The organism is Curtobacterium sp. YC1, from assembly GCF_016267665.1.
Taxonomy (GTDB): Bacteria; Actinomycetota; Actinomycetes; order Actinomycetales; family Microbacteriaceae; genus Curtobacterium.
The window spans coordinates 538,315-564,239 of sequence record NZ_CP066341.1; the positions used below are offsets into that span (position 1 = coordinate 538,315).

At 72.4% G+C, this 25,925-nt stretch carries 23 protein-coding genes; 10 read left to right on the top strand and 13 right to left on the bottom strand.

Features of this window, described 5'->3' with window-relative positions; translation table 11 throughout:
- Positions 1 to 157: 157 nt before the first annotated feature.
- Positions 158 to 5,632 (top strand): Ig-like domain-containing protein, encoded by a 5,475-nt coding sequence (locus I8920_RS02700; RefSeq protein ID WP_198657657.1) that lies wholly within the window; start codon positions 158 to 160, stop codon positions 5,630 to 5,632.
- 85 nt (positions 5,633 to 5,717) lie between these two features.
- On the opposite strand, the gene I8920_RS02705 is transcribed toward I8920_RS02700, so the two are convergent.
- From I8920_RS02705 to I8920_RS02715, 3 genes are read right to left on the bottom strand one after another with little or no spacing between them, the layout of a single operon-like run.
- Entirely contained in the window at positions 5,718 to 6,449 is a 732-nt protein-coding gene (locus I8920_RS02705) for an SOS response-associated peptidase (RefSeq protein WP_198657658.1), read from the bottom strand.
- Between the two features lie 47 nt (positions 6,450 to 6,496).
- Entirely contained in the window at positions 6,497 to 7,126 is a 630-nt protein-coding gene (locus I8920_RS02710) for a hypothetical protein (RefSeq protein WP_198657659.1), read from the bottom strand.
- Positions 7,127 to 7,129: 3 nt separating this feature from the next.
- Positions 7,130 to 7,825, bottom strand: coding sequence for a hypothetical protein (locus I8920_RS02715; protein ID WP_198657660.1), 696 nt, complete (start codon positions 7,823 to 7,825; stop codon positions 7,130 to 7,132).
- Between the two features lie 272 nt (positions 7,826 to 8,097).
- Here I8920_RS02715 and I8920_RS02720 point away from each other — a divergent pair, with 272 nt between their 5' ends.
- Positions 8,098 to 8,523, top strand: coding sequence for an organic hydroperoxide resistance protein (locus I8920_RS02720; RefSeq protein WP_198657661.1), 426 nt, complete (start codon positions 8,098 to 8,100; stop codon positions 8,521 to 8,523).
- A 9-nt stretch (positions 8,524 to 8,532) separates the two neighbouring features.
- A complete protein-coding gene (locus I8920_RS02725) occupies positions 8,533 to 8,919 on the top strand; it encodes a YchJ family protein (protein WP_198657662.1) in 387 nt (128 codons plus the stop codon).
- Positions 8,920 to 8,943: 24 nt separating this feature from the next.
- On the opposite strand, the gene I8920_RS02730 is transcribed toward I8920_RS02725, so the two are convergent.
- Positions 8,944 to 9,810 (bottom strand): shikimate dehydrogenase family protein, encoded by an 867-nt coding sequence (locus I8920_RS02730; RefSeq protein ID WP_198657663.1) that lies wholly within the window; start codon positions 9,808 to 9,810, stop codon positions 8,944 to 8,946.
- Between the two features lie 58 nt (positions 9,811 to 9,868).
- Here I8920_RS02730 and I8920_RS02735 point away from each other — a divergent pair, with 58 nt between their 5' ends.
- The gene (locus I8920_RS02735; RefSeq protein WP_232832798.1) at positions 9,869 to 10,876 is read left to right on the top strand and encodes an iron-siderophore ABC transporter substrate-binding protein; all 1,008 of its coding nucleotides are present in this window, start codon (positions 9,869 to 9,871) and stop codon (positions 10,874 to 10,876) included.
- Positions 10,877 to 11,031: 155 nt separating this feature from the next.
- Here the strand turns inward: I8920_RS02735 and I8920_RS02740 are convergent, their stop codons facing one another.
- A complete protein-coding gene (locus I8920_RS02740) occupies positions 11,032 to 11,436 on the bottom strand; it encodes a DUF1304 domain-containing protein (protein WP_198657664.1) in 405 nt (134 codons plus the stop codon).
- Positions 11,437 to 11,496: 60 nt separating this feature from the next.
- Here I8920_RS02740 and I8920_RS02745 point away from each other — a divergent pair, with 60 nt between their 5' ends.
- Both I8920_RS02745 and I8920_RS02750 read left to right on the top strand, forming a co-directional pair.
- The gene (locus I8920_RS02745; protein WP_198657665.1) at positions 11,497 to 11,820 is read left to right on the top strand and encodes a chorismate mutase; all 324 of its coding nucleotides are present in this window, start codon (positions 11,497 to 11,499) and stop codon (positions 11,818 to 11,820) included.
- Positions 11,817 to 12,914: a lactonase family protein gene (locus I8920_RS02750; RefSeq protein WP_198657666.1), complete on the top strand. Its 1,098-nt coding sequence runs from the start codon at positions 11,817 to 11,819 to the stop codon at positions 12,912 to 12,914. The genes I8920_RS02745 and I8920_RS02750 overlap by 4 nt, the downstream gene beginning before the upstream one ends.
- A 231-nt stretch (positions 12,915 to 13,145) precedes the next feature.
- On the opposite strand, the gene I8920_RS02755 is transcribed toward I8920_RS02750, so the two are convergent.
- The 4 genes from I8920_RS02755 to purS are packed head-to-tail and all read right to left on the bottom strand — an operon-like array spanning position 13,146 to position 17,428.
- Positions 13,146 to 14,066 carry a 2-hydroxyacid dehydrogenase gene (locus I8920_RS02755; protein ID WP_198657667.1) on the bottom strand — a complete coding sequence of 307 codons (921 nt, stop codon included), beginning with the start codon at positions 14,064 to 14,066 and terminating at the stop codon, positions 13,146 to 13,148.
- Between the two features lie 13 nt (positions 14,067 to 14,079).
- The gene (gene purL, locus I8920_RS02760) at positions 14,080 to 16,461 is read right to left on the bottom strand and encodes a phosphoribosylformylglycinamidine synthase subunit PurL (RefSeq protein ID WP_232832799.1); all 2,382 of its coding nucleotides are present in this window, start codon (positions 16,459 to 16,461) and stop codon (positions 14,080 to 14,082) included.
- Positions 16,462 to 16,478: 17 nt separating this feature from the next.
- Positions 16,479 to 17,174: a phosphoribosylformylglycinamidine synthase subunit PurQ gene (gene purQ, locus I8920_RS02765; RefSeq protein WP_198658589.1), complete on the bottom strand. Its 696-nt coding sequence runs from the start codon at positions 17,172 to 17,174 to the stop codon at positions 16,479 to 16,481.
- Between the two features lie 5 nt (positions 17,175 to 17,179).
- Positions 17,180 to 17,428 carry a phosphoribosylformylglycinamidine synthase subunit PurS gene (purS, locus tag I8920_RS02770; RefSeq protein ID WP_198657669.1) on the bottom strand — a complete coding sequence of 83 codons (249 nt, stop codon included), beginning with the start codon at positions 17,426 to 17,428 and terminating at the stop codon, positions 17,180 to 17,182.
- 189 nt (positions 17,429 to 17,617) lie between these two features.
- On the opposite strand from purS, the gene I8920_RS02775 reads away from it, so the two are divergent.
- Positions 17,618 to 18,226 carry a PadR family transcriptional regulator gene (locus I8920_RS02775; RefSeq protein ID WP_198657670.1) on the top strand — a complete coding sequence of 203 codons (609 nt, stop codon included), beginning with the start codon at positions 17,618 to 17,620 and terminating at the stop codon, positions 18,224 to 18,226.
- Positions 18,223 to 19,779, top strand: coding sequence for a DHA2 family efflux MFS transporter permease subunit (locus I8920_RS02780; RefSeq protein ID WP_198657671.1), 1,557 nt, complete (start codon positions 18,223 to 18,225; stop codon positions 19,777 to 19,779). Before I8920_RS02775 ends, I8920_RS02780 begins: the two co-directional genes overlap by 4 nt.
- A 63-nt stretch (positions 19,780 to 19,842) precedes the next feature.
- Here the strand turns inward: I8920_RS02780 and I8920_RS02785 are convergent, their stop codons facing one another.
- Positions 19,843 to 21,159: an acyltransferase family protein gene (locus I8920_RS02785; protein ID WP_198657672.1), complete on the bottom strand. Its 1,317-nt coding sequence runs from the start codon at positions 21,157 to 21,159 to the stop codon at positions 19,843 to 19,845.
- Between the two features lie 164 nt (positions 21,160 to 21,323).
- On the opposite strand from I8920_RS02785, the gene I8920_RS02790 reads away from it, so the two are divergent.
- Together I8920_RS02790 and I8920_RS02795 are read left to right on the top strand one after the other, a co-directional pair.
- Complete coding sequence (locus I8920_RS02790; RefSeq protein WP_198657673.1) at positions 21,324 to 21,782, top strand: Fur family transcriptional regulator; 459 nt, start codon at positions 21,324 to 21,326, stop codon at positions 21,780 to 21,782.
- Positions 21,783 to 21,812: 30 nt separating this feature from the next.
- A complete protein-coding gene (locus I8920_RS02795) occupies positions 21,813 to 23,330 on the top strand; it encodes a catalase (protein ID WP_198657674.1) in 1,518 nt (505 codons plus the stop codon).
- Positions 23,331 to 23,405: 75 nt separating this feature from the next.
- Here I8920_RS02795 and I8920_RS02800 read toward each other — a convergent pair whose 3' ends face one another.
- From I8920_RS02800 to I8920_RS02810, 3 genes are all read right to left on the bottom strand, one after another.
- Positions 23,406 to 23,972 (bottom strand): GNAT family N-acetyltransferase, encoded by a 567-nt coding sequence (locus tag I8920_RS02800; RefSeq protein WP_198657675.1) that lies wholly within the window; start codon positions 23,970 to 23,972, stop codon positions 23,406 to 23,408.
- A 110-nt stretch (positions 23,973 to 24,082) separates the two neighbouring features.
- The gene (locus tag I8920_RS02805; RefSeq protein ID WP_232832800.1) at positions 24,083 to 24,952 is read right to left on the bottom strand and encodes a VOC family protein; all 870 of its coding nucleotides are present in this window, start codon (positions 24,950 to 24,952) and stop codon (positions 24,083 to 24,085) included.
- A 68-nt stretch (positions 24,953 to 25,020) separates the two neighbouring features.
- Positions 25,021 to 25,806 carry an SDR family oxidoreductase gene (locus tag I8920_RS02810; RefSeq protein ID WP_198657676.1) on the bottom strand — a complete coding sequence of 262 codons (786 nt, stop codon included), beginning with the start codon at positions 25,804 to 25,806 and terminating at the stop codon, positions 25,021 to 25,023.
- Positions 25,807 to 25,925 lie beyond the last annotated feature (119 nt).

Genomic DNA, 25,925 nt, shown 5'->3' on the forward strand with positions numbered 1-25,925 from the left:
GCGACCGGCGTACCCCCAGAACGAGTGGTCCCCCCTACTGGGGACCAGAACTGTCCCCTACGGAGCACCGGGAACTGCCAGGATCGAGACGGCGCCACGACCGCGCTCCCGTCACCGGGAGGTCGAGCGCCCGCATCGTCTCGACCCGAAAGTGATCATGCAGCGTACGACCCGGGGCACCGCCCTGCCCTCCCGCCGTCCCCTCTTGCGCGCCGTCGCCGTCCTCGGTGCCGCGCTCCTGGTGGGCACCGGCCTCACCGCCACCTCTGCCGTGCTCGCCGCCGAGCCCGCCTCGGCCGTCAGCGCCACGAAGGACGGCGCGCTGGTGTGCACGCCGCAGGACACCCTGTACGCGATCGACGGCACCGGCCAGGTCGTCGCCGTCGACATCAGCACCGGCGCGTCGCGGGGTACCACCGCGTCGGTCGTCAACCTCGGCACCGGGGCGAACAACGGTCTCGGCATCTCGCGTGAGGGCGTGTCGATGTTCGCGGCGTCGAACAACCAGTCGGCGACGCTGCGCCAGTACGACCCGAAGACCGGGACCGCGTCGGACCCGATCGCGACCGACATGAACCGCTCGATCATCCGCGGTGCCGTCAACCCGGTCACGGGCATCTACTACTACGGCTCGAACCGGGGGTGGCTCGGTGCCTACGACCCGAAGAGCGGCAAGTACCTGGGCCAGGTCGGCCAGATCACCGGCCTGAAGAGCGGGAACGGCGACTTCGCGTTCAGCTCGCGCGGGCTGTTCTTCGTCGTCGCGGCCGACACCGTGTACCGCGTCGAGACCGGCACCGACACCGTGCCGACGACCTCGGGCGCGAAGGAGATGGCCGCGACGGCGATCGCGACGCTGCCGACCGGCACGAACAGCCCCGGCATCGCGTTCTCGTCGGACGGCTACCTGTACGTGTCGAACACGCCGCAGGACTCGATGGTCACGACCATCTACCAGCTCGACCCGACCTCGGGCGAGGAGGTCCGCAACTTCCGGATCGTCGGCGACTTCGCGGCGTCCGACCTGGCCAGCTGCAACTACGCCGACACCGTCACCGGACAGGCGAGCGTGGACCAGCGCTGGAACAGCGACGACCAGTTCGCCCTCGCGATCAGCGGCGGCGGCATCGACACCACCAAGCCGGGCAGCGCGGGCACCACGAGCGGCACCGCCACCGGCGTGCAGCCGCAGAAGGCCGGCGCGATCCTGTCGACGCCGAACAAGCGGTACACGGTCACGCAGACCCCGGCGGGCACGACCGACCCGGCGAACTACGCCACCTCGTGGAAGGCGGTCGACCTGACCACCGGCTCCACCGTCGCCAGCGGCACCGGGCCGACGGGGACCTTCACGTTCCCCGCAGCCACCACCGCCGACGGCACCGACGTCATGGTGACCTTCACGAACACGCTCAAGGCCACCCACGTGAGCACCACGAGCGACACCGGCAGCACGCCGTCCGGCACCACGCTGACGGTGCCCGCGCGGGGCGTCCTGGCGAACGACACCGGCACCGGCCTGTCCGTCGTCTCGAACACCACCCCCGCGCACGGCACCGCCACGGTCCGGGCCGACGGGTCGTACACGTACACCCCGGCCGACCGGTTCTCCGGCACGGACACGTTCCAGTACACGGCGAAGGACTCGTCCGGCCGCACGTCGACCAGCACCGTCTCGGTCACGGTGGCGCCGAAGGGTGACGACGACACGGTCACCGTGCGCGCCGGCGGAGTCGCGAAGGCCGGTACGGCCACGGGCCTGCTCGCCAACGACCACGGCTCCGACCTGACGGTCACCGGTCACTCCGACCCGTCGCACGGCACCGTCGAGGTCGCCGCGGACGGTTCGTACACGTACACGCCGGCCGCCGGCTACTCCGGTCCGGACTCGTTCACGTACACCGCGAAGGACGGAACGGGCGCCACGGTCACCGGCACCGTCCGGGTCACCGTCCTGCCGACGGCCACCGCCGACACGGTCACGGCCGCGGCCGGGACCACCACCACCGGCACCGCACCGGGCCTGCTCGGCAACGACCTCGGCACCGGCGTGACGGTCACCGCGACCGGGACCCCCGGCCACGGTTCCGTCACCGTGCGGCCGGACGGCTCGTACTCGTACACCCCGGCCGCCGGTTTCTCCGGTCCGGACTCGTTCACCTACACCGTGACCGACCGCTCCGGCGGCACCGACACCGTGACCGTGACCGTGCAGGTCGCGCCGACGGCGGTGGACGACCGCATCACCGTCGCCGCCGACTCGACCCACACGGCCGACACCCGTGCCACCGGCGTGCTCGGCAACGACCTGGGCACCGGCCTGACCGTCGCCGCGAACACCGCTCCGGCTCACGGCACCCTGACGCTCGACCGGGCGACCGGCGCGGTCGTCTACACGCCGGTCGCCGGCTACTCCGGCCCCGACGCCTTCACCTACACCGCGGTCGACGCCTCCGGTTCGCCCGCCACCGCGACCGTCGCCGTCCGGGTGAACCCGACCATCGGCGCGGACGCCGCCACCACGGACGCGGGCACCCCGGTGTCCGTCGACGTGCAGCGCAACGACCGCGGCTCCGACCTCCGCACCGCGATCGCCGCCGGCCCGACGCACGGCACCGCCGTCGTCGCCGCCGACGGCACGGTCGAGTACACCCCGGCCGCCGGGTTCTCCGGGACGGACTCGTTCACGTACACCGTCACCGACGCAGACGGTGTCACCACCGGTCCGGCGACGGTCACCGTGACCGTGCGACCCGTCGCGACCGCCGACACCGTGTCGACGACGGCCGGCGCCCCGCTGGCGATCGACGCCGGCACCCTCACCGCCAACGACCGCGGCTCGTCGCTGACCGTGACCGACGTCGCCGGCGGCGCGGACGGCACCGCCGTGCTCGACCCGGCCACCGGACGCATCGTGTACACGCCGCGCGACGGGTTCTCCGGCACCGACACCGTCACGTACACCGTGACCGACGGCTCCGGCCGCTCGACCACCGGCACGATCACGGTCGTCGTCGGCCCGCGGGCCACGGCCGACACCGTCACCGCGACCGCCGGCGCGACCCGCACGGTGGGCGCCGACGCGGGTGTGCTCGCGAACGACCGCGGCACCGGCCTGACCGCGACGATCGACCAGCGCCCGGCGCACGGCACGGTCGAGCTCGCCGAGGACGGCTCGTACACCTACACTCCGCGTGACGGCTTCTCCGGCACGGACACCTTCACGTACTCGGCGACGGACGAGCGCGGCCGCACCGCGACCGGCACCGTGACCGTGACGGTCCGACCGGCCACCGAGCCGGACACCCTCACCGTCCCCGCCGGCGGCCGCGGCACCGTCACCTCGGGCGACCTGACCGGCAACGACCACGGCACCGGCCTGACCGTCGAGGCGGTCTCGGGCGGCCAGCACGGCACCGCGACCCGCAACGACGACGGCACGGTCAGCTACACGCCGCGCGACGGCTTCTCGGGCCGGGACACCGTCACCTACACCGTGACCGACCCGTCGGGGAACACCGCGACCGGCACCCTGACGGTGACCGTCACGCCCGTGACCGCCGGTGGCTCGACCACGGCCGAGGCCGACACGACCACGACCGTGCCCGCCGACGGCGGCCTGCTCGAGGGCGCGAAGGGCACGGACCTGGTGGTCACCGACCACACCCGGCCCGAGCACGGTGACGTGACGGTCGACGAGGACGGCTCGTACACGTACACCCCGAAGCCCGGCTACTCCGGCCCCGACGAGTTCGACTACACCGTCACCGACGGCTCCGGCGCGCCCACCACGGGCACCGTGACGATCGTCGTCAGCCCGAAGGCCGCCGCGGACACCGCCACGACGAGCGCCGCGACCCCGGTCGACGTCGCCGTCACGGGGAACGACTCGGGCACCGCGCTCCGCGTCACCGCGGTGTCGGAGCCCGCACACGGCAAGGCGACGGTCACCGGCGGCTCGACCGCGACCGTCACCTACACGCCGGCCGACGGGTTCTCCGGCACGGACACGTTCACCTACACGGTGACCGACCCGACCGGCGGCACCGCGACGGCCACCGTCACCGTGACCGTGACGCCCACCGCCGTCGCCGACGCGCTGAAGACCGCGGCGAACACCGCCCTGCCGATCGCCGGCACGACCCTGACCGGCAACGACCGCGGGGCCGCGCTCACCGTCACGGGCCACGGTGACGCCGCGCACGGCACCGTGACCGTGGGCACCGAGCCCGGCTCGCTCGTCTACACGCCGGCGAAGGGCTGGTCCGGCGCCGACACCTTCGAGTACACCGTCACCGACGGCGCGGGGCGCACGTCCAGCGCGACGGTCACGGTCGTCGTCGGGGTGGCCGCGATCGACCACTGGCACACCATTTCGACGAACCGCAGCATGCGCATGGCCGCCGACAAGGGCGTGCTGGTCGGCGACTCCGGCCGCGGGCTCTGGGCCGCGATGGAGTCGGAGCCGTTCAACGGCACGCTGGACCTGGAGAAGGACGGCTCGTACGTCTACACGCCCGATGCGGACTGGTCGGGACGCGACTGGTTCACCTACTCGGCCAACGACGCCGACGGCACCGCCGCGTTCGCGCGCGTCATCATCGACGTCGCGCCGGTCGCCACGGACGACCGGGCCACGACCACGGCCGGCAAGACGGTCCGGGTCGCCGGCCACGGCGTGCTCGGCAACGACCACGGTGACGCCCTGACGGTCGTCGCAGTGGGCCAGGCCCGCTACGGCACGGCGACCATCGCCGCCGACGGCACGTTCGTCTACACCCCGGCGAAGGGCTTCTCGGGCACCGACACCGTGCCCTACCGCGCCCAGGACTCGGCCGGTCAGCTCGTCGACGCGACCGTCACCGTCCGGGTCGGCATCGCGGCGGCGGACGACACCGGGCGCACGATCGCCGGCACCCCCGTCACCCGCGACGCCCGGCACGGCCTGCTCGCGGACGACCAGGGCACCGGCCTCACCGCCACGGTGGCCCGGAAGCCCGCCCACGGCACCGTGACGATCCAGCGGGACGGCGCCTACGTCTACACGCCGGCGACCGGGTTCGTCGGGAAGGACACCTTCACCTACACGGTGACGGACGCGTCCGGCCAGACGACCACCGCGACCGCCACCATGACGGTCGTCGCCGCAGCGGTCGCCACCGACGACTCGGCGACCGGCATCGTGGGCCACCGCGTGACCGTCGCGCCGCTCGACAACGACTCGGCCACCGGCGGCTCCGCGTTCGACCGCGACACGCTCCACCTGCTCGACCCGGCATCCGGCAAGCCGGTCGACCGCCTGGTCGTTGACGAGCAGGGCACCTGGACCACCCGTGACGGCGAGGTCGTCTTCGTCCCGCAGGACGGCTTCACCGGAACGGCCTTCGTCGGGTACGTGGTCACCGACGGCGCCGGGCAGACGGTCCAGGCGACCATCACGATCACCTACCCCACGGGGATCGCCGCGGTGATCCACGAGACCGAGCTCGCCTTCACGGGGGCCACCGGCCTGGTCGGCCTGGGCCTGGCGGCGATCGCACTGCTGCTGGCCGGCGCGCTGCTGGTCACCCGGCGCCGCGCCACGGTCCTCCTCGCCGGCGCCCCCGGGATCCGACGCGGCACGCGTCCGTAGCACGGCACCGGACAGGAGGCCCGGATCACGTCAGCAGACCCGCTGACGTGATCCGGGCCTCCTGTCGTGCGCGGGGCGCCGCCCGCTACGCGACCGGCGCGATGAGCTGCGGACCGTCGTTCCGCACGCTGTTGACCGTCCGGGCGACCTCGTACTGCTCGAGGCCGGCCGCGACCGCGAGGGACTCGTGGTCGAGCAGGGCGAGCAGGTCGTCGGTGCGCAGGTCGCCGCCGAGCCAGTCGTCGTAGCCGTCCGGCGTCAGGAACGCCGGCATGCGGTCGTGCACCTCGCCCGGGGCGACGTGGGCGTCACGGGTGATGATCGCGAGCGAGAGCCGCCACCGGTCCGGGTCACCCTCGGGCTTCGTCGGGTCGGGCCAGGCACTGACGACCCCGGCCATCGCCAGGGCGCCGCCGGGCTCGTGCACGAAGTGGGGTTCCTTGCCGTCCTCGCGCACGACCCACTCGTAGTAGCCCTGCGCCGGCACGATGCAGCGGTTCGTGGCGAAGGCCCGCCGGAACATGCCGCTGGTGGCGACCGTCTCGATGCGGGCGTTGATCGGCTTGGGGCGCTGCTTCTGGAAGTCCTTCGCCCAGCTCGGCACGAAGCCCCAGCTGATCTGCGGCAGCTCGCGCGCACCGCCGCGCTGACGGACGGCGTACACGGGGTCGGTCGGTGCGACGTTCCAGCTCGGGGCGAGGCCGGCACGGACCTCGCCGGTGTCCTCGTCGACGTGCTCGGTCCGGGCGGCGAGCTCGCCCATCAGCTCGGGCAACAGATCGGCCGTGGTGTCGGAGACGACGAACCTTCCACACATGCGCCCAGTGTGCCCGTCGCCGCCGACAGCGGTGCGGGTGGCGGGCCTCACGGAGTGGTGTGCGTGGGCGTCTCGGCCAGCGGGTCGAGCGCCTCGGCTGCCCGACGCGCGCGTTCGGACCGCCCGAGCCGCACGACGAGGTCCGGGAACTGCAGGCCGTAGACCACCGGCCACAGCGCCCAGACGACGGGCAGGCCGCCGAGCACGACGCCCCCGACGAGCGCGGCGGCCCCGGCAGCGGCCAGCGGGACCGTCCTGGCGAGCACACCGATCAGGCCGCGGCTGAGCAGCACGGTGTCGGTCCGGACGGTCTCGCGGTCCTCGGGGCGGATCGGGACCGCTCGGCGCCGCAGGTACGGCTGGACCGAAGGCCGCGCCGCCCACTGCCACGACGCCCGGACCTGCCGGCCGTTGATCGTCGTCGAGGGCTGCGGCGCCCGCCACGTCGGGATGCACGCGAAGGTCAGGAGCCCGACGCCCGTCGCCAGCAGCACCATCGCGACCACGCTGCGGGCCGCAGGTGCCCCCGTCCAGCCGACCCGGGCCTCCAGGACGGCCATGCCGACCAGGGCGACGACCGCCGCGAGACCGGACCACGCGCCGGCACGGCGGACGCGTGCCGGATCGAGCACGTCCGTCACGTGCCGGCGGAAGACCTGCAGGCCCAGGGAGAACACGCGTCACTCCTCGGGCAGTGCGAGCTTGCTGCCGCCCGGGGAGCCGGGGCGGCCACGCGGCGGCAGGGGGGTGGGGACCGGCGGCAGTGCCTCGGCCTCGACGCGGAGCTGTTCCTGCCGCCCGAGTCGACGGATGCTGCCGATCCCGGAGGCGGAGCCCAAGAAGCCCATGAAGAGCCAGAACAGCGGGAACCGCCACACGTCGCCGTCGCTGACGATCTGGGCGACGGTGACGACGACCAGGGCGACCAGCACAGCCACGCCTCCGGCCAGCAGGAGGAGGCCGCTGACGGCGGTGCGGACGAGCAGGTCGCGGTTCTCGGGCAGGCGGTCGAGGACGGCGTCGCGGTGTTCCGGGGCGAGCGGGGGCGGGTTGCTCCGGGAGTACCGGACGATCGCCTCCTGCGTGCGCCACCCGATGCCGGGGAGCGGCGGGACCGCCCACCCCTTCGGCCCGGTCGGGACGCACCCGGCGGCGGTGCACCCGATGCCGACGGCGACGAGCAGCGCCACGACGACCGAGCCGACGGGAGCGAGCGGGATGCCGTCGAGCACGGGTGTCGTCACCCCGAGCACCACCAGGCCGACGAACGCGACGACGGCCGCGACGACGCCGACGAGCGCGATGCGGCGGCGGCGCTCGCGGCTGACGAGTCCGGGCAGACGCTCGCGGAACACCTGCCACCCGATCTTGAACACCCATCATGTCTACCCGATGGGCCCGAGCGCCGCGCGGGCGGGGCGTGGGTGCGCGGGCGTCGTGTGGGCGTCGAGTGAGCAGAAGACGTCGGGTGCGGGTACGCGACCCGACGTCTTCTGCTCACTCGGTGGGGGCGGGTCGTGGCGGGCGCGCGGGCGGGGCGAGCGCACGGCACGCGCCACGCCCGAGCTCGCGGTGACCCGGGCCACGCTCGGCCCGCCGTGGTGCTGCTGCTCAGGGATCGTCCAGGCGAGGGCGATCACCTCGGACCATGAGTCTCGACATCGTCTACACCGCCGCCGCCCACGCCACCGGGGGCGGCCGCGACGGGCACGTCCGCAGCGAGGACGACCGGCTCGACCTGGACACCCGCCCGCCCCGGGAGATGGGCGGCAGCGGCGAGGGCACCAACCCCGAGCAGCTCTTCGCCGCCGGGTACGCCGCGTGCTTCCTCGGCGCCCTGCACGCCGCTGGCCGGGAGCTCGAGGTCGACACCACCGGCGCCGAGGTCTCGGCGGAGGTCAGCATCGGCAGCGCCGGCGAGGGCACCTTCGGCCTGGCCGTCGAACTCGACGTCTACGCACCCGCCGCCGAGCGGGAGCAGCGCCAGCGCCTGACCGAGCGCGCCCACGAGATCTGCCCGTACTCGAACGCCACCCGTGGCAACATCACGGTCTCGATCTCGATCGTCGACTAGCGTTCCGGCGTGGTCACCGACGAGACGCGCTGCCCCTGCCTGAGCGGGAACCCCTACGGCGAGTGCTGCGGCCCGCTGCACGCGGGGGCCGTCGCGCCGACGGCCGAGCGGCTCATGCGCTCCCGCTTCACCGCCTTCGCGCTCGGCCTGCCGGAGTACCTGCTGCTCACCTGGCACCCGCGCACCCGCCCGGCGGAGCTCGAGCTGGACCCGTCCCAGCGCTGGACCCGGTTGGACGTGCTGGCGACCAGCTCGGGAGGCCCGTTCGACTCCCGAGGCACCGTCACGTTCCGCGCGTGGTGGCGTTCCGACGACGACCGCGGCACGCTCGAGGAGACGAGCGACTTCGTCCGCGAGCAGGGGCGGTGGTTCTACGTGGACGGCGTGGTCGGCTGATCGTCGTCGTCGGTGACTCCGCGGCTACCGCCCGATCACTCCGGGCAGGCCGACCGCGGTGCGCATCGCCCGGCGGACCCCGGCCTCGTCGGGCAGCAACTCATCCTCGTCGCCCGTCAGGAAGAACCGGATCTGGCCGATCGCCTGCTCGGTGAGCATGTCGAGGCCGTTCAGCACGCGTCCTCCGGCGTCCGACCAGCGCCCGGCCGCGGCGGTCGGCCACGGTTCGTAGGCGACGTCGAAGAGCACCGCGTCGGGCCCCGACGGACGCAGGTCGAGCGGGTCGGCGGCGCCACCGGGCAGCGTCGAGACGACGAACCCGTGGTGCGTGCCGGGGAGTTCGGTCAGGGGGTGGACCTGGAGCGTCACACCGAGCCGGACGGCCAGGTCGACGAGCGCGCGCGTCTTCGCGGCGTCGCGCACGAACACCCGGACGAGCGACGCCCCGAGCCGGACGGCCGCGGTCAGGGCGCTCGCCGCGGTGGCCCCGCCGCCCAGGATCGTCGCCTCGCCCGGCAGGTGCCCGAGCGCCTCGACCGGGCGCACCAGCCCCTGCACGTCGGTGTTGGCGCCGGCTCGGACGATCGTGGACCCCTCGTGGCGGAACGCGACCGTGTTCGCGACCCCGAGCTCGTCGACGAGCGGGGTGGTGCGGTCGAGCAGCGGCAGCACCTCGCGCTTGAGCGGCATCGTCAGGCTCAGCCCACGCCACTCCGGACCCAGCCCCGCGACGAACGCGGCGAGCCCGCCGGACGCGACCTCGTGCCTCCCGTACGTGAAGGGCAGGTCGAGCGCGTCGTAGGCCGCAGCGTGGAGCGTGGGCGAGAGCGAGTGCGCGATGGGGGAGCCGAGCACCGCGAGGTGCGTGCGGCCGGGATCAGATGGCGCCACGGTGCCCCAGCCTATCCAGGCGTGTTCCTGCGCACCCCGTTAGGTTAGGCTACCCTTCGTGAACTCTCCCCTCCGTCTCCGCCGCGTGCTCGCCGCAGCCGGCGCCGTCGCCGCTGCGTCCCTCGTCCTCGCCGGGTGCGCCTCTGGCTCCGGCTCCGACTCCTCCACCGGATCGTCCTCGGGTTCGTCCGACGCGGCGTTCCCCGTCTCCATCACGACCGGCCTCGGCACCACGACGATCGAGTCCGAGCCGAAGCGCGTCGTCGCACTCGGCTGGGGCGACGCGGAGACCGCGCTCGAGCTCGGCGTGCAGCCCGTCGGCGCGAGCGACTGGCTCGCCTTCGGTGGCGACGGCGTCGGCCCGTGGTTGAAGGGGGCGTACGACGAGTCGCCGAAGATCATCCAGACGCTCGAGCCGAGCTACGAGGACATCCTCAAGCTCGACCCCGACGTGATCCTCGACGTGAAGTCGTCGGGTGACAAGGAGCGGTACGACAAGCTCTCGGCCATCGCGCCGACCGTGGCGATCCCGAAGGGCGGCGAGAACTACCTCGCCTCGACCGAGCAGCAGACCACGATGATCGCGAAGGCGCTCGGCAAGGAGTCCGAGGGCAAGGAGCTGCTCTCCGGCCTCGACGACGCCTACGCAAAGGCGCGCGAGGCGCACCCGGACTTCGCGGGCAAGACCGCCGTCGTCGGTGCGTACAGCTCCGAGGGCTTCGGGGCCTACGCCTCCACCGACAGCCGCTCGACGTTCATGCGCAACCTGGGCTTCGAGATCCCGGAGGCCATCGACGAGCAGGCCGGCAAGGAGTTCTCGGTGCGCCTGTCCGACGAGAACCTCGACCTGCTCGACGCCGACCTGACGCTGATCCTGCCGATCTACGTCGACGCGTCCGAGGCGTCGTCGAACAAGCTGTTCCAGAAGGTGCCGTCGGTCGAGGCCGGGCACGCGATCGTGTTCGACGACCAGGACGTCTCGTCGGCGTTCTCGATGGGGACGACGGCGGCGATCGAGTGGGCACTGGACAAGCTGCCGGCGCAGTTCGAGGAGAAGCTCGGCTAGGGCTGGGCTCGCTGGTCGGTACTGCTGGTCAGCGCTGCTGGTCAGTCCCGCGGGAGCGACAGGGTGCCGCCGATGTTCGGTGGCACCCTGTCGCTTTCGTACTTCGGGCTCGCGACCGCGTTCGCTGCTGTGCGCTCGCGGTCCGTGGTGAGTCGCTAGACGCCGACGGTCGAGCCGAGCAGCGCGAAGAGCAGCGCGATGAGGGGGAGCGTGCCCTGCTTGAACGCGGAGTTGACGTACTTGCGGCCCGACCCGAGCAGGATCACGGCGGCGCCGAGCATGCTCGCGGTCGAGAAGACCACGAGGGTCCAGCCGCTCACGGTGTTGCCGGCCAGGACGAGCACGACACCGAGGATCGCGCCGATCGCCAGGAACAGGTTGTAGAACCCCTGGTTGAACGCGAGCGACCGGGTGGCGGCGGCGTCGGTCTCCGAGGCGATGCCGAAGACCTTGCGCGCCCGGGGACTGGTCCAGATGATGGACTCGAGGAAGAAGATGTACACGTGGATCAGGCCCGCGAGAACCGCGAAGACGCCCGAGATCACCAGCAGGACCGACATGCTCCCATTGTCGCAGGACTCCTCGGGGATCGGCTCCGCGTCCGCCAGTAGGCTCGGTGCATGAACGACGACGTCACCCCGCCCGACTCCGACGCGACGGCCGTCGCCGAGCTCCGGAGCATCCGGCAGAGCATCGACAACATCGACGCCGCCGTCATCCACATGCTCGCCGAGCGGTTCAAGTACACCCAGCGCGTCGGACACCTGAAGGCCGCGTCGGGCATGCCGGCGGCCGACCCGGACCGTGAGCGCATCCAGGTCGCACGACTCCGGTCGCTCGCCGCCGACTCGCACCTCGACCCCGCCTTCGCCGAGAAGTTCCTCAACTTCATCGTCGCCGAGGTCATCCACCACCACGAGCGCATCGCCGGGCGCGACGAATGAGCGCCGGACTCCCGACGCTGCTCATCGGCTCGTACACGGCGACGGGCGGTGGGAACGGCACCGGCATCTCACTGGTCGACGGCGGGCCGGCCGGAGCGCTCCCGACGCCCCGGACCGTCGCCGTGCTCGACGACCCCTCGTTCCTCGCCGTGTCGGGTGACCGGGTCTACGCCGTCTCCGAGAAGAACGACGGCGGCGTGTCCGCCTTCCGGCTGCAGGGTGGCGCGCTCGAGCACCTGTGGGACGCCACCGCCTGCGGCGACGCCCCGTGCCACGTCCGGGTCGACCCGTCCGGCGCGCTCGTCGTCACGAACTACGTCTCCGGCACGGTCGCCGCGATCCCGCTCGCCGTCGCCGAGTCGCACGCGGCCTCGGTGACCGCCAGCGACGGCGTGGTGCTGCACGGGGAGGCCGACCAGCGCTCCGTCCCGGCCGATGCCGTCGCGGTCGCCGTGCTCCCCGACGCCACCGGTCCCGACGAGGACCGCCAGGAGGGCCCGCACGCCCACCAGTCCGTCGCGACACCGGACGGCACGGTGCTGGTCGCCGACCTCGGAGGCGACGCCCTGCACGAGTTCCGCATCGTCGTGGACACCGAGGGGCGTGCGGGTGACACCGTGCTCGAACCGCTCCGCGTGCACCACGTCGAACCGGGGACCGGGCCGCGGCACATGGCCTGGTACGACGGCGACCTGTTCGTCGCCGGCGAGCTGGACGGCCGGGTGCACCGGCTGCGGCGCGACGACTCCGGCTCGTTCCGGACCGTCGCCACCGCTGCGACCTTCGACGGCGAGGTGGGGGAGTCCCTGCTCAGCCACATCGAGGTCGACGATGCCGGCCGCGTGTACGTCGCGGTGCGGGGGCGGGACCTGCTCGTGGTGCTCGACGCCAGCGACGGTGGGCTGTCGATGTCGGCGTCCGTGCCCTGCGGCGGGACCTGGCCGCGGCACTTCGCCCGGGTGCCCGGGTTCGTCCTGGTGGCGAACCAGATGTCCGACGCCGTCGCGGTGCTGCCCCTGGACGCCGACGGGCTGCCCGGCGAAGCGGTCGCACAGGTCCGGGTGGGCACGCCGACCTGCGTCGTCCCGCTCTGAGGCCGGGGCGTCCGAGCGCCGTCGTCCTCGGGGGCGCATGACGCCGGCGTGTTCGGTGGACGCCCCGACGACGTCGAGACGCCCCCGAACTCGGCGGCGTCTCGGTCGTTCGGCGGCGTCGAGCCGAGACGCCGGCGTGTTCGGGCCTCCGGACGCGCTGACTTGCTGGCGTCGCACCGGGGCCCCGGACGCGCCGAGACGCCGGCGTGTCCGGGCCCCCGAACGCGTCGGCTAGAACTCGATCAGGTTCTCGAACGGACGCCCCTCGGCCAGCGCGGCCACCTGCTTGCGCATGAGCTCGACCGACCGCGGCACGCTCAGGTCGGTGTTGCCGCCGACGTGCGGGGTGAGCACGGTGTTGGGCGTCGTCCACAGTGCGTGGCCGGCGGGCAGCGGCTCGGGGTCCGTGACGTCGAGCGCCGCGAAGAGCCGCTCGGACTGCAGCTCGGCGACCAGGGCGTCGGTGTCGACGACCTTGCCCCGTGCCACGTTGACCACCAGGGCGCCGTCCGGCAGTGCCGCGAGCAGCTCGGCGTCGACCAAGCCCTCGGTCTCGTCGGTGAGCGGTGCGATGAGCACGAGCACGTCGGTCGTCCGGGCCAGCTCGGGCAGTTCGCCGAACGCGTGCACGTGCCGGCCGTCCTGCTCGCGAGCGGTGCGGGCGACCACGGTGACCTCGGTGCGGAACGCCTCGAAGCGCGTCGCGATCGCAGACCCGATCGCCCCGTACCCGACGACCGTCACACGCCGGTCCGCCAACGACCGGGTCTCGCGGGCGTCCCAGACGCCGTTCGCACGGTCGGTCTGGAACGCCGCGATCTCGCGGAGCGACGTCAGCGCGAGGCCGACGGCGAGCTCGGCCGTCTCGTCGTCGTGGATGCCCCGGCCGTTCGCGAGCGCGGCATGGCCGGGCACGTGCGGGATCGCGTGCTCGTACCCGGCGCTCGGCAGCTGCAGCAGCTGGAGCCCCGGCAGGTCGTGCACGTACTGCCACCGGTGCCGTCCGGCGAAGTAGAACGGCAGGAACGTGATCGCGACCTCGTCCGGGCGGGGATGGGGCGCTTCGACGTCCCAGACGTCCAGCTCGACGCCGTCCGGGACGGGACCGAACCGGTCGACGAGCTCGGCGAAGGGCAGCGTGACGATCGGCATGCGCGAGCGGCGTCTAGGCGTCGGTGCGCGGCGAGAACGCACCGTCGGAGTCGAGCGGCCCACGGCCGACGTACCCCTCGGTGACGTCCTCGACGATCACGTCGCCGAAGCGGGCCGGCAGCGTCGCGGCGTGGGTGCCGCGCAGCTCGTCGATCGTCGCCTCGAACGCGCCCTGGACCTCGAGCGTGCCCGACGTCGCGTCGGTGACGCCGATGCGCAGGACCGGGAAGCCCCGGCCGTCGCACATGCCCTGGAACCGCACGTCGTCCTCGCGGCGGACGGTCACGATGACGCGGCCGGTCGACTCGGAGAACAGCGCCGTCGCGGTGTCGATGCCGTCGCGGGTCTCGACCTCGTCGAGGACCACACGGGCACCGATGCCGAAGCGCAGGACCGACTCGGCGAGCGACTGGCCGAGGCCGCCGTCCGCCAGGTCGTGCGCGCTGGTCAGGAGCTGCTCGCCCGACGCCGCGTACAGCAGCTCGGCCAGGGCCTTCTCGCGCTCGAGGTCGACCGCCGGCGGGCGCCCGCCCAGGTGCCCGTGCACGGTGCCGGCCCACGCCGAACCGTCGAGCTCGAGCGAGGTCGTGCCGAGCAGGTAGATGTTGTGGCCGTCGTCCTGCCACCCCGACGGCACGCGCTTGGCGACGTCGTCGATGATGCCGAGCACACCGACCACGGGCGTCGGGTGGATCGGGGTCGTGCCGGTCTGGTTGTAGAACGACACGTTGCCGCCGGTGACCGGGATGCCGAGCTCCATGCAGCCGTCCGCCAGGCCTTCGACGGCCTCGGAGAACTGCCACATGACCTCGGGGTTCTCGGGGGAGCCGAAGTTCAGGCAGTCGGTGACGGCCGCGGGCACGGCACCGGTGACGGCGACGTTGCGGTACGCCTCGGCGAGGGCCAGGCGGGCGCCCTGCTTCGGGTCGAGCTGGCAGTAGCGACCGTTCGCGTCGGTGGCGATGGCGACACCGAGGCCCGTCTCCTCGTCGACGCGGATCATGCCGCCGTCGTCGGGGAAGGACAGCGCGGTGTTGCCGAGCACGTACGTGTCGTACTGGTTCGTGACCCAGTTCTTCGACGCCAGGTTCGGCGAGCCGAGCAGGCTGAGGAACTGCGCCTTGAGCGCGGGGCCGTCGGAGGGACGGTCGAGCGAGGCGGCGGTGTCGGCCTGCAGCGCGTCGATCCAGGTCGGGTAGGCGACCGGGCGGTCGTAGACCGGGCCGTCGACGGCGACGGTGCGCGGGTCGACGTTCACGATCTCCTGGCCCTGCCAGTCGATGACGAGGCGACCGGTGCCGGTGACCTCGCCGAGCACGCTGGTCTCGACCTCCCACTTGCCGACGACGCTCAGGAACTCGTCGAGCTTGTCGGGGCGGACGACCGCCATCATGCGCTCCTGGCTCTCCGACATCAGGATCTCTTCGGCGGTGAGCGTGGGATCGCGGAGCAGGACGTCGTCGAGCGAGATGTGCATGCCGCCGTCACCGTTGGAGGCGAGCTCCGAGGTGGCGCAGGAGATGCCCGCGGCGCCGAGGTCCTGGATGCCCTCGACGAGTTCCTTCTGGAACAGCTCGAGGCAGCACTCGATCAGGACCTTCTCGGCGAACGGGTCGCCGACCTGCACGGCCGGACGCTTGGTCGGGCCGCCCTCGGTGAAGGTGTCGGAGGCCAGGATCGACGCGCCGCCGATGCCGTCGCCACCCGTGCGGGCACCGAACAGCACGACCTTGTTGCCCGCGCCCGAGGCGTTCGCCAGGTGCAGGTCCTCGTGGCGCAGGACGCCGACCGCGAGGGCGTTGACCAGCGGGTTGCCCTGGTACACCGGGTCGAAGTAGGTCTCGCCGCCGATGTTCGGCAGGCCGAGGCAGTTGCCGTAGAACGAGATGCCGCCGACGACGCCGTGCACGACGCGCTGGGTGTCCTCGTGGTCGATCGCGCCGAAGCGGAGCTGGTCCATCACGGCGACCGGGCGGGCGCCCATCGAGATGATGTCGCGGACGATGCCGCCGACCCCGGTGGCCGCGCCCTGGTACGGCTCGACGTAGGACGGGTGGTTGTGCGACTCGACCTTGAAGGTCACCGCCCAGCCGTTGCCGACGTCGACGACACCGGCGTTCTCGCCCATGCCGACCATCAGGTTCTTCGTCATCTCCGGCGTGACCTTCTTGCCGAACTGACGGAGGTAGTTCTTGGAGGACTTGTACGAGCAGTGCTCGCTCCACATGACCGAGTACATCGCCAGCTCGCCCGAGGTGGGGCGGCGGCCCAGGATCTCCTTGATGCGGGCGTACTCGTCCGGCTTCAGGCCCAGCGCGTCGTACGGCTGCTCCTTGTCGGGGGTGGCCGCCGCGTCCTGCACGGTGTCGGGCTTCGGGCGAACGGAGGTCGTCACGGTGTCGTTGTTCCCTGTCACTTGACGAGCGCGTGCTCGATCACGGAGGTGAAGAAGGTCAGGCCGTCCGTACCGGAGGCCATGGCGGCGGGGGTGTCCGGGCCGAAGCCGGCCTCCGTCGCGTGCTCGGGGTGCGGCATGAGGCCGACGACGTTGCCGCGCTCGTTCGAGACGCCCGCGATGTCGTCGATGGAGCCGTTCGGGTTCACGCCGACGTAGCGGAACACCACCTGGCCGTTGTCCTCGATGCGCTTGATCTCGTCGGCGTCCGCGACGAAGCGACCGTCGGCGTTCTTGAGCGGGATCGTGATCTCCTGCTCCGCCGTGAACCCGCTGGTCCAGGCGGTCGAGGTGGTCTCGACGCGGAGCTTCTGGTCGCGGCGGATGAACTGCTGGTGCGCGTTGCGGGTGTGCGCGCCGGGCACCAGGCGGGCCTCGGCCAGCATCTGGAAGCCGTTGCAGATGCCGAGCACGGGCATACCCTTGCCGGCGGCGTCGATGACCTCGGCCATGATCGGGGCCTTCGCCGCGATGGCGCCGGCACGCAGGTAGTCGCCGTACGAGAACCCGCCGGGCAGCACGATGGCGTCGACGCCCTGCAGGTCGTGGTCGCCGTGCCAGAGCGCGACGGGTTCGGCACCGGCGAGGCGGACCGCGCGCTGGGCGTCGCGGTCGTCGAGCGAGCCGGGGAACGTGATGACGCCGATCCGCATGGCGCTCACTCGGCCACGCTCACCGAGACGACGTCCTCGATCACGGCGTTGGAGAAGACGTCGGCGGCGATCTCGCGCACCTCGGCCAGCTTGGCGTCGTCGACGGGGCCGTCGACGGTCACCTCGAAGCGCTTGCCGATGCGGACGTTGGTCAGGTCGGCCTTGCCCAGGCGGGCGAGGGCGTTGCCCACTGCCTTCCCCTGGGGGTCGAGGATCTCGGCCTTGGGCATGACCTCGACGACGATCGTTGGCACGTGTTCTCTCCAGCGCTTCAGGGGTGGGGGGACGCGACCAGTCTACGGGGCGCGCGCGACACGCCGGGACGGATCCGGGCCTCCTGTGGGGAACGTCCTGTGCGTTTGCTCACCTGTGTTCCACTCCGTATATTCGACGTCGAATAGTCCAGTCGGAAGACTGCCGCACCGATCTGTCAGGAGGCCCGGATGGCGTCGCTCACGCCGCTCGCGTTCGCCGCACTCGACCTGCTGAACGAGGCGCCGATACACCCCTACGAGATGTTCCAGACGATGCTCCACCGCCAGGAGGAGCGGAACGTCAAGGTTCGGCCGGGCACGCTCTACCACCAGGTCGGCCGCCTCGCCGAGCTCGGCCTCGCCGAGGTCGTCGGCACCGACCGCGACGGCAACCGGCCCGAACGCACCACCTACACGATCACCGACGCGGGGCGGACGGCCCTGGCGGACGGGCTGCGCCGCATGGTGGCCGAGCCCGCCGACGAGTACCCCGAGTTCCACCTGGCGCTCTCGGTGCTCGAGAACCTGCCGCGGGCCGAGGCGGTCGATGCCGTCCGGGCCCGGATCGTCGCGCTCGAGCGGGAGCGCGACGAGTACGACGAAGCGCTCCGGCGAGTGCACGCGAAGCAGCTGACCGAGCGGTACTGGCTCGACGTGTCGTACGTGCGTGCCATGCTCACCGCGCAGATCGAGTGGCTCCGCACCACGGTCGACCGCATCGACGGCGGCGACCTCCCCTGGGACGGCCCGGCCGTCCCCACCGAACTCCCCACCAACAGCAAGGACACCACTCGATGACCACCGTCACGCCACCGCGGACGACCGAGAAGAAGCCGTGGCCCGCCCTCTGGGCGCTCGTCGTCGGGTTCTTCATGATCCTCGTCGACTCGACCATCGTGTCGGTCGCCACCCCCACCATCGCCCAGGAGCTCGACGCGGACATCAACGCCGTGATCTGGGTGACGAGCGCCTACCTGCTCGCCTACGCCGTGCCGCTGCTCATCACCGGCCGGCTCGGTGACCGCTTCGGCCCGAAGGTCATGTACCAGATCGGCCTCGTCGTCTTCACGCTCGCCAGCCTGTGGTGCGGCCTGGCCGGGTCGATCGAGGTGCTCATCGTCGCCCGCGTCGTGCAGGGCCTGGGCGCCGCGATGATGAGCCCGCAGACGATGTCCGTCATCACGCGCATCTTCCCGCCGCAGAACCGCGGCGCGGCGATGGGCCTCTGGGGCGCCGTCGCCGGCATCGCGTCGCTCGTCGGCCCGATCCTGGGCGGCCTGCTCGTCGACGGCTTCGGCTGGGAGTGGATCTTCTTCGTGAACGTCCCCGTCGGTGTCGTCGCCTTCGTGCTCGCGCAGCGCTTCGTGCCGTCGTTCGACCGCCACGGGCACCGCTTCGACTACCTGGGGATCGTGCTGAGCGCGGTCGGCCTGTTCCTGCTCGTCTTCGGCATCCAGGAGGGCGAGACCTACGACTGGGGCACCATCGCGGGTCCGATCTCGGTCTGGGCGCTCATCATCGTCGGCCTCGTCGTGCTCGCCGGGTTCGTCGTCTGGCAGGGCGTGCAGCAGGGCGAGCCGCTGCTGCCGCTCGGCCTGTTCCGCGACCGCAACTTCACCCTGGCCAACGTCGCCATCACGGCCGTCGGTGTGGCGATCGCATCGTTCGCCCTGCCGATCATGCTGTGGGCACAGGACGTCCTGCGCTTCTCGCCCACCCAGGCCGCGCTGCTCCTCGTGCCGCAGGCCGTGCTGTCGGCGGCCCTGGCCCCGATCGTCGGCAAGAACCTGAACCGCTGGAACCCGCGCTGGGTCGCCGCGTTCGGCCTCGCCTGCTTCTCGGCCGGCCTGTTCTGGTTCGGCGCCCTGCTGTCGAACGGCGCCGAGTGGGGCTGGGTGCTCCTGCCGAGCGCGCTCCTCGGGCTCGCCAACGCCTGCATGTGGGGGCCGCTGTCGGTCTCGGCGACGCGCAACCTGCCGCCGAAGCTGGCCGGAGCCGGCTCGGGTGTCTACAACACCACGCGCCAGATCGGTGCCGTCCTGGGTTCCGCGGGCATCGCCGCCCTCATGGAGGCGCGGATCACCGCGAACTTCCCGGCATCGTCCGGCGGGCCCTCCGCCGGTGGCGCCGAGCAGCAGGTCGGCGCGCTGCCGCAGTTCCTGCAGGAGCCGTTCGCGACGGCGATGGGGCAGTCGCTCTACCTGCCGGCCATCGTGTTGGTCGTCGCCATCGTCGCGGCGCTGTTCCTGGCGAAGCCGAAGCAGACCGTCGCCTGGCAGCAGACCGGTGCGGTGACGTCCGAGTCGGACGCCACGCCCGACGCCGAGCCCGCGGGGGCCCCGTCGAAGTAGGGCGCGTGCGCACTTCGTGAGCAGGAATGGTCGGGTCGCCTTCGGGCACCCGACCATTCCTGCTCACGAAGTGGGAGCAGGGGCACGAGCGGGCACCGTGCGGGACAGGAGCCACACCCCGACCGGGACGGCGACGGCACCGACGACCGCGACCGGGAACGACAGGTGCAGCTGCATGACGAGGAACGCCGGGCCGATCGTGCAGACCGCCGCGACGGCGACGAGCGGCCAGGCCGGCCGGTCCGCTCCGGGCAGCAGTCGGGGCAGGGGTCGGTCGAACCAGCGGAGCGCACGGGCGACCCCGAGCGCGACGGCGAGCACCACGACCAGTGCGACGACGCGCGACGCCCACCAGGGGCCGGACCCCGGCGTCGGGAACGGCACCCCGACGAGCAACGCGATGCCGTTCAGCGCGATGAACAGCGGCAGGTGCCACAGGTAGATGGTCATGCCGTCGCGGCCGAGCACGAACACCGCACCGAGCGCCGCCCGGGTCTGCATCAGCCGCGTGAGCGGAGCGTGCACGAGCTGGACCAGGCAGGCCTGCGCGATCGCGAGGAACGCCAGCGGCAGCATCGGCGGGTTGAGGTCCTGCAGCATGTCCGGCGCCCACAGCCCGACCGAGGTCATCGGCACGAGCGCGGCGTACGCGGCGACGGCGATCCCCAGCAGCAGGGCCTTCGAGCGGCGGCCGAACCAGCCGTCGGCCCACAGGAACCCGAGCTGCTGCGCGAAGAGCCACACCGGGCCGAGGTTGAGCAGCCCGACCTCGGCGACACCGGTGGCCAGGCGGACGGCGTCGACCGCCCCGGCGAGCACGAGCAGCACGGCGAGGGTGGCCCAGGGCGCCCGCTGGTGCAGCCGCATCATGACCGGGACGCAGCACTGGGTGATGCCGTACGCCGCCAGGAACCACAGCGGGGAGCCGATGCCGAACGCGACCTCGGCGAGCAGCTCCGGCGGGGTGCCGACGGCCGTCGCGACGCCGAGCCCCAGCGCCAGGAACACGAACAGCGGCACGGCGGGACGGAACAGCCGGACCAGGCGGGTGGCGACGTAGTCGCGGGCCGGGTCCGGCGCGCCCCGGGCGACCGTGCTGCGCCAGCCGACCGCGCTCGCGAACCCGCCGACCACGAAGAACAGCGGCATCACCTGGCCGACCCACGTGGCGGCGACGTACCAGGGCAGTTCCTGCAGCGGGCTCGTCACCCGCACCCCCTGGTCGTCCGCGGCGACGCCGACCATCGTGACGTGCACGATGACGACGAGGACGACACAGGCCGTCCGGATGAGGTCGACGACCAGGTCCCGCTGCGCGATGATCCCCCGGACGTCCGATGCGCTGTTCGCCTGCTCGGGCAGGCCCTGGTGCGTGGACATGTCCGGACGCTAGCGTGCGCCGGCGTCGGATCAGCGCCGTCCCAGCCGATCGCGACCGGATCGTGACGACGAGGGCGACGCCGTCGGGTCGCCGCGACGGAGCGGGCACGGCGCTCGTGTACAGTTGCGGTGTTGTCTTGATCCCTGCAAAAGAGAGGCGCAGCATGGACGCCGATGCCGATCTGCTCCGCTCGTCGGGCCTGCGGGTCACGACCCCGCGACTCGCGGTGCTCCGAGCGGCCGACGCGATGCCGCACGCCACCGCCGACGACATCCTGACCGCCGTCTCGGCCGAGCTCCCCACCACGAGCCACCAGGCGGTCTACGGCGTGCTGAACGCCCTGACCGGCGTCGGGCTCGTGCGGCGCATCGAACCCGCGGGGAGCCCCGCACGGTACGAGCGCCGGACCGGCGACAACCACCACCACATCGTCTGCACGCTGTGCGGCGCGATCGAGGACGTCGACTGCGCGGTGGGCCACGCGCCCTGCCTGACGCCGTCCGAGACCCACGGCTTCGCGGTGACGACCGCCGAGGTCACCTACTGGGGCATCTGCGACCGCTGCGCCGCGGCGGAGCGTGACGCCCCCGGCGACGACGCCGGCCCCTCCGAACTTCCCTGACCGATCCGACGTCCCACCACAGGAGGAACCGTGTCCGACCAGAACACGCCGACCGCCACCCCGACCACCACGACCAACAGCGGCGCGCCCGTCTCGAGCGACCAGCACTCCATGGGTGTCGGCGCCGACGGCCCCCTCGCGCTGCACGACCACTACCTGGTCGAGAAGCTCGCCCAGTTCAACCGTGAGCGCGTCCCGGAGCGGGTCGTGCACGCCAAGGGCGGCGGCGCCTTCGGTACCTTCACCGTCACGCAGGACGTCAGCCGGTACACCCGTGCCGCGTTCCTGCAGCCCGGCCAGCAGACCGAGATGCTCGCCCGCTTCTCGAGCGTCGCCGGTGAGCAGGGTTCGCCCGACACCTGGCGCGACCCCCGCGGCTTCGCGCTGAAGTTCTACACGAGCGAGGGCAACTACGACCTCGTCGGCAACAACACTCCCGTCTTCTTCATCCGCGACGGCATCAAGTTCCCCGACTTCATCCGCTCACAGAAGCGCCTGCCGGGCTCGCACCTGCGCAACCACGACATGCAGTGGGACTTCTGGACCCTGTCGCCCGAGTCGGCGCACCAGGTCACCTGGCTCATGGGCGACCGCGGCCTCCCGTCGAGCTGGCGCCACATGGACGGCTTCAGCTCGCACACCTACCAGTGGATCAACGCCGAGGGCGAGCGCTTCTGGGTGAAGTACCACTTCCTCACCGAGCAGGGGCACGCGACCCTGACGCAGGAGGACGCCGACCGCATCGCCGGCGAGGACGCGGACTTCCACATCCGCGACCTGTACGAGGCCATCGAGCGCCAGGACCACCCGCGCTGGACCCTCAAGGTGCAGGTCATGCCCTACGAGGACGCCGCGAGCTACCGCTTCAACCCGTTCGACCTGACGAAGGTCTGGCCGCACGCCGACTACCCGCTCATCGAGGTCGGCACGATGGAGCTCAACCGCAACCCGGAGAACTACTTCGCGCAGATCGAGCAGGCGACCTTCGCCCCGTCGAACTTCGTGCCCGGCATCGCGGCGAGCCCGGACAAGATGCTGCTCGCGCGCATCTTCAGCTACGCGGACGCCCACCGCTACCGCGTCGGCACGAACCACGCGCAGCTGCCGGTGAACGCCCCGAAGAACGAGGTGCACTCGTACTCGAAGGACGGCGCCATGCGCTTCGACTTCCAGAAGGCCGAGGTGCCGGTGTACGCGCCGAACACCCTCGGTGGTGCGCACGCCGACCCGACCGCGACGGACGAGACGCCGGGCTGGGAGTCCGACGGCGCCCTGCAGCGCGCCGCCGCCACGCTGCACGCCGAGGACGACGACTTCGGCCAGGCCGGCACGCTCTACCGCGAGGTCCTGGACGACGCCGCCCGCGAGCGCCTGGTCGGCAACATCGCCGGCCACGTCTCGAAGGTGACCCGCGACGACCTGCGCGAGCGCGTCTTCGCCTACTGGACCAACGTCGACCCGGACCTCGGCGCGCGCGTGCGCGCCGCGGTCGTGCCGAGCGCGCCGGGGTCGAACGAGGACCCGGAGACGGTCGCCGTCGAGGCCTGATCCGCCTGCCACCTGACGGACGGGAGGCCCGGTACCAGCTGGTACCGGGCCTCCCGTCCGTCCGTCGGTCGCGTCCTAGACCTGCTGGCCGTTGAGCATGATCGGTCCGGTCGGCCAGTCCTCGAGCTGTGCTGCCACCGGCAGCACCATCCAGCCGCCCTGCTCGGTCTCGGTCACGCCGACGCCGTCGGCGGTGAAGGCCGAGAAGGTGCCGACGGCGTCCGCGACCTCGTGCCATCCCATGTGCGCGTAGAACGGGACGCGGTCCTCGCCGGCGCCGAGGAAGCCGTACGGCACGCGGAGGCCCTCGAGGACCGCGCTGGTCCGCACCAGCAGCTCGCGACCGACGCCCGTGCCCTGCAGCTTCGGCGCCACCGCGACGATGCCGGTGTCGCCGACCAGGACGTCCTGGCCGCCGACCGTGATGAACATGCGGCGGATGCCGAGGTGGGCGAGGACCGTGCCGTCGGCGCCCCAGCCGATCACCCGGCGCTCGGGCTGCATGCCGGCGTAGTCCCGCCCGCCCACGTACCAGTGCGACCAGTCGGGGAACGCCTGCCCGAGCAGTGCCGCGATCGCTTCGTGGTCGGTGAGCGACAGGGTGCTCTCCTCGACCACCTCCCACCGGATGTCGTCAGTCACGGGTCCATCCTGCCGGTCCGGCGGCCGGTGTGGGGAGGTTTCGCGCTGCGCGACACCTCGCGGGTCCGGGCGTGCGTGAGGTGTCGCGCAGCGCGAAGTGCCGCGAGGCGTCAGCCACGACCGGGCGCGGTCACCTCGATGCGGTTCGCCCAGGGGTCGTCGAACGCGACGGTCCGCCCGTCGTCGGCGAGCTCCACGCCGCCGTGCCGCATGCGCTCGGTCAGGGCTCCGAGGTCGTCGGCGCCGGGGACCTCGATGCGCACGAGCCCCAGGCCGAGTGCGAGCTGTCGCCGCCCGGCGCCGCGGGAGTTCCAGGTGTTCATCGCCATGTGGTGGTGGTACCCGCCGGCACTGACGAACAGTGCCTCGCCGAAGCCGGCGGTGGTCTCGAACCCGAGCGTGTCCACGTAGAACGAGCGTGCGGTGGCGACGTCGCCGACGGACAGGTGCACGTGGCCGACCTTGCCCGGGCGTGCCGCTGCGGTGTCCAGGGCGTCCTGCGTCAGGTGGGACCGCAGGAAGGCGTTCGGGTCGACGTACTTCGTGTCCATGTCGACCATGCCGTGCGTCCACGACCACTCGGTGCGGTCACGGTCCCAGTACAGCTCGACGCCGTTGCCCTCGGGGTCCGTGAAGTAGAACGCGTTGCTGACCAGGTGGTCGGCGCTGCCGGTGAAGCCCGCCGGGTACTGCGTGGCGACCGAGTACAGCGCGGCGGCCAGGTCGGCACGGGAGTCGAACAGGATCGCCGTGTGGAACAGACCGGCCTCGCGGGGCCCGGCGTGCCGCATCGCGGGGGCGTGCTCGAGGACCACGATCGGTGTGCTGCCCCGACCGAGCACGGCGACGCCGCCGTCGTGGGAGAGCAGCGACAGTCGCACGCCGTCGCGGTAGTACCGGATCATGGCGTCGAGGTCGGCGACGCGGAGCGTGACGGCGCCCATCCCGGTGTCGGCGGCGAGCAGTTCGTGCGGTGGCATGCACCCAGTGTGCGCCGGAATGGTTGACGCGTCAACCAATTCGATGACGCTTCAACCGATTCCCTGGATCAGGCGCGGTTCGAGATCCCGCCGTCCGACGTCAGCAGCTGCCCGTTCACCCAGGCGCCCTGCTCCGAGCACAGGAACCCGACCAGCGCGGCGGTGTCCGAGGGGCGTCCGAGCCGACCGAGCGGCGTGCCCTCGACCGCCCACCCCTTGACCTCGTCGGACATCCACCCGGTGTCGTTCGGCCCCGGGTTCACCACGTTCGCGCTGACGCCGAGGGCGCCGAGCTCCTTCGCCGCCCCGAACACGATCCGGTCGAGCGCGCCCTTCGACGCTCCGTACGGCAGGTTGTACGCGATGTGGTCGCTCGTCAGCGCCACGATCCGACGCCGGTCGCGCGGAGCAGCGTCGCCCGCGCGCTCGAGTGCCGCAGCGTAGGTCTGCACGAGCAGGAACGGCGCCCGCGCGTTGACCGCGAAGTGGCGGTCCCACGACTCCACCGTGGTGCTCCGGAAGTCGGAGTCGACGGACTCGCAGTGCGACATGACCAGGGCCGTGACCGGCGCGCCCGCCTCCGTCTCGGCGCGGCCGACGAGCGCGGCCGCCTGCTCCGGGTCCTCCAGGTCGACCGGGAGGCGCGTCACCCGTGCGCCCGCGGCCTCGCACTCCTGCACCACGGCATCGACACCGTCGGGGTCGGCCCCGCCGCTCACGCGCTCGTCGTACGGGCCCCACCACGAGATGGCGAGGTCCCAGCCGTCGGTCGCCAGGCGGGTGGCGAGGGCCGCGCCGATACCGGCTCGGCGACCCACCCCGGTCACCAGGGCGAGGGGTCGTGCGGACGTCATGCGTGCCTCCAGTCCGACGCGCCGTCGCGCCGATCGGTCCCCAGTCTGCCGGACGCGACCGCCCGGACGGGCGCGTCGGACGGTTCCTGCCGCCGCCGGCCCGCCGGTCGGGCCAAGAT

Bases quoted from the DNA above. Each gene is read 5' to 3' on its own strand.
- I8920_RS02750 (WP_198657666.1), top strand. From the start codon at position 11,817: ATGAGCGCCGGACTCCCGACGCTGCTCATCGGCTCGTACACGGCGACG.
- I8920_RS02740 (WP_198657664.1), bottom strand. From the start codon at position 11,436: ATGTCGGTCCTGCTGGTGATCTCGGGCGTCTTCGCGGTTCTCGCGGGC.
- I8920_RS02790 (WP_198657673.1), top strand. From the start codon at position 21,324: ATGGACGCCGATGCCGATCTGCTCCGCTCGTCGGGCCTGCGGGTCACG.
- I8920_RS02805 (WP_232832800.1), bottom strand. From the start codon at position 24,952: ATGCCACCGCACGAACTGCTCGCCGCCGACACCGGGATGGGCGCCGTC.
- I8920_RS02720 (WP_198657661.1), top strand. From the start codon at position 8,098: ATGAGTCTCGACATCGTCTACACCGCCGCCGCCCACGCCACCGGGGGC.
- I8920_RS02705 (WP_198657658.1), bottom strand. From the start codon at position 6,449: ATGTGTGGAAGGTTCGTCGTCTCCGACACCACGGCCGATCTGTTGCCC.
- I8920_RS02755 (WP_198657667.1), bottom strand. From the start codon at position 14,066: ATGCCGATCGTCACGCTGCCCTTCGCCGAGCTCGTCGACCGGTTCGGT.
- I8920_RS02780 (WP_198657671.1), top strand. From the start codon at position 18,223: ATGACCACCGTCACGCCACCGCGGACGACCGAGAAGAAGCCGTGGCCC.
- I8920_RS02785 (WP_198657672.1), bottom strand. From the start codon at position 21,159: ATGTCCACGCACCAGGGCCTGCCCGAGCAGGCGAACAGCGCATCGGAC.
- purQ (WP_198658589.1), bottom strand. From the start codon at position 17,174: ATGCGGATCGGCGTCATCACGTTCCCCGGCTCGCTCGACGACCGCGAC.
- I8920_RS02745 (WP_198657665.1), top strand. From the start codon at position 11,497: ATGAACGACGACGTCACCCCGCCCGACTCCGACGCGACGGCCGTCGCC.
- I8920_RS02700 (WP_198657657.1), top strand. From the start codon at position 158: ATGCAGCGTACGACCCGGGGCACCGCCCTGCCCTCCCGCCGTCCCCTC.
- I8920_RS02775 (WP_198657670.1), top strand. From the start codon at position 17,618: ATGGCGTCGCTCACGCCGCTCGCGTTCGCCGCACTCGACCTGCTGAAC.
- I8920_RS02810 (WP_198657676.1), bottom strand. From the start codon at position 25,806: ATGACGTCCGCACGACCCCTCGCCCTGGTGACCGGGGTGGGTCGCCGA.